Here is a 2,356-nt window from a genome sequence, read left to right as displayed (position 1 = left end):
TAAAATGTCATACTTTCTTAGGATTCTACAAATAGAATATAACATTTCATATAACATCCCTTAAAAAGAAGCCTCTTTTATAAGGATGACTTTCTTTAACCTTTTATTAAATTGAACTACCTTACGGAATGCCATACATTCTCTGATCCAATTCAAGATGCTTTACTACACTAAAAAACATAACGATAACGTCATTTATAAATACTTTTTTTACTATTTTCGTTACTTTACACAATTTAACGACTCCCACAATTAAAAAGAGCAAAGGTATTAAAAATAAGAGTTGCCCTATTCCCGGAGCAAATAATGTTACTGTGGACAAAGGACCAAATAATTTAGGGAATCCAATTAAAATAATTAACGGCAGCAACCAGTTACATCTTATGTATTCAGAATATGATATAACAAGATTCTCTTCCATCATTTTCTTCCTGTACTTTCTAATATAGATAAAAACGTTTATATCCTAGAAACCTCAAAAACATTAGGCTGTTACTTCTCTCTGTCGTTCAACATATTTCTACTACATATAATTAAATATTTTTTCAAAAACCACTCCATCAAAGAACATAGGTTCGTGTATAATAATAACAAGAACGAATGTTCTCGTTATTATTAGGAGGAGTTATAGTGTATGACTATTCAATTTTATTAGCTGTAGTCGGTGATGTGAATAGGAATGGGTCCATTGTTTTAGCCGCAACTCCACCTTTAAAAGCAATGGGAGTAAAGAAGTTGGCAAGGCTATACGAGATTCCTCGGCAAAAAGATATCCTTATTGTGAATCCAATTATGGGAACCTATATTAAGTGCTCCAATTACATAACGAAGTTAGCTCTACAATATGTTCCTATTGAAGACTTTCATCAATACAGCATCGATGAATTTTTTATGGATATTACCGATAGCATCCATCTATTTGCCCGAAATCCAAATGAATTTGCATTACAGTTTAAACGTGAAATATATGAACACACACGAATTGAATGCACAATCGGGATTGCACCTAACCTATTGATGAGTAAGGTAGCTTTAGATATTGAAGCAAAGAAAAATAAAGACGGAGTCGCTTATTGGACATACGAAGATATACCTACAAAATTATGGAGCATACGGCCGCTTAGTAAGTTTTGGGGTATTTCGCATAAAACAGAAACAAAATTAAATCAAAAAGGAATACATTCTATTGGAGATTTAGCTAATTATCCTCTTAAATATTTAAAACAAAGCTTCGGTGTGATTGGAGAAGAATTACACTTACATAGTAATGGGATTGATTTGAGTCGAATTTCAGAGAAATATGTTCCGGTTACAACTTCTATAGGAAAAAGCCAAATTTTAATGCGTGATTATACAATAGAAGAATTTCCAATTATCCTACTGGAACATACCGAAGAAGTTTGCTATCGATTAAGACAACAAAACAAACTTGCTCGAACCGTTCATTTCTCTGTTGGTTATAGCAAGGATAATGCAGGTGGCATTAGAAAAACACATAGTTTAAGCCGTCCTACAAATTTAACAATGGATATTTATCATATCTGTACATACTTTTTACATCAGCAATATACTGGTGAACCCATTCGTAGCATAAACATATCCTTAACAAACCTAATTCAAGAAGGGGAAGAACAAATTTCTCTTTTTGATGATGTCACAAAACGAGAACAAGAAGTGAAGTTGACAAAAGTAATGGATGAAATACGCACAAAGTTTGGGAAAAGCAGTATTTTACGAGGGATTTCCTACACGCATAGCGCTACAGCTAGACACAGAAACACACTAATAGGAGGACATAAATCATGAGTAACGCCAATATGCCAAAAGGAAGAGGAATGGTCATGGTCAAATGGTCTCCGTTCGCAGCAATGCCAGAACAATTCGCCGGAATACGTGAAATAATCAAAGAGAAAAATAAAATAGCACGTCCCATTTTAACCTCTGAAGAAAAAGAACTGATTGAGAACATGCTTTTATGTTCCTTATTATCCGAAGAAGAAATACTAATCACATATTATGAAGGCGGCTATTTACTTACTAACTATATGACCATCATTGATATAGATCCGTTAAATAGCGCTATCATATGTACGGATGCTTTCTATAATAAGTTGACACTACAATTTTCGGATATACTGGATGTAAAATAGAATAGATTTAAACGTTTGGATTGTTATAAAGGAGTGTATAAAATGCAAGGGAATCAGATAAGAAAGAATACAGCAAGAACAGTTATTCATAACAATATAAATAACTATCCCTATTTAAATATACCTATGATTATTAATGAGAATGATGGAATAACTTACGAGGTTTTAAGCGCTGGTTTTCATAATAATGATGCAGTAGCAATGAT

The 2,356-nt window shown here is 32.9% G+C and carries 3 protein-coding genes; 2 read left to right on the top strand and 1 reads right to left on the bottom strand.

Annotated elements, in window-relative coordinates; genetic code table 11:
• Positions 1-121: 121 nt before the first annotated feature.
• Positions 122-421 carry a hypothetical protein gene (locus ABWK52_RS28300; protein ID WP_255289057.1) on the bottom strand — a complete coding sequence of 100 codons (300 nt, stop codon included), beginning with the start codon at positions 419-421 and terminating at the stop codon, positions 122-124.
• A gap of 179 nt (positions 422-600) precedes the next feature.
• On the opposite strand from ABWK52_RS28300, the gene ABWK52_RS28295 reads away from it, so the two are divergent.
• Positions 601-1,806: a Y-family DNA polymerase gene (locus tag ABWK52_RS28295; RefSeq protein WP_353772323.1), complete on the top strand. Its 1,206-nt coding sequence runs from the start codon at positions 601-603 to the stop codon at positions 1,804-1,806.
• Entirely contained in the window at positions 1,803-2,150 is a 348-nt protein-coding gene (locus ABWK52_RS28290; protein ID WP_098508933.1) for a YolD-like family protein, read from the top strand. The genes ABWK52_RS28295 and ABWK52_RS28290 overlap by 4 nt, the downstream gene beginning before the upstream one ends.
• Positions 2,151-2,356: the final 206 nt, after the last annotated feature.

Origin of the sequence: Bacillus sp. AP50 (genome assembly GCF_040492675.1) — a bacterium.
In the GTDB taxonomy this organism is placed as follows: domain Bacteria; phylum Bacillota; class Bacilli; order Bacillales; family Bacillaceae_G; genus Bacillus_A; species Bacillus_A cereus.
Note: the sequence above shows the minus strand (reverse complement) of the source record. Positions and strands in the feature narration are given on the sequence as shown.

Excerpts from the sequence above, each read along its gene's own strand:
- ABWK52_RS28300 (WP_255289057.1), bottom strand. The coding sequence starts at position 421 with ATGGAAGAGAATCTTGTTATATCATATTCTGAATACATAAGATGTAAC.
- ABWK52_RS28295 (WP_353772323.1), top strand. The coding sequence starts at position 601 with ATGTTCTCGTTATTATTAGGAGGAGTTATAGTGTATGACTATTCAATT.
- ABWK52_RS28290 (WP_098508933.1), top strand. The coding sequence starts at position 1,803 with ATGAGTAACGCCAATATGCCAAAAGGAAGAGGAATGGTCATGGTCAAA.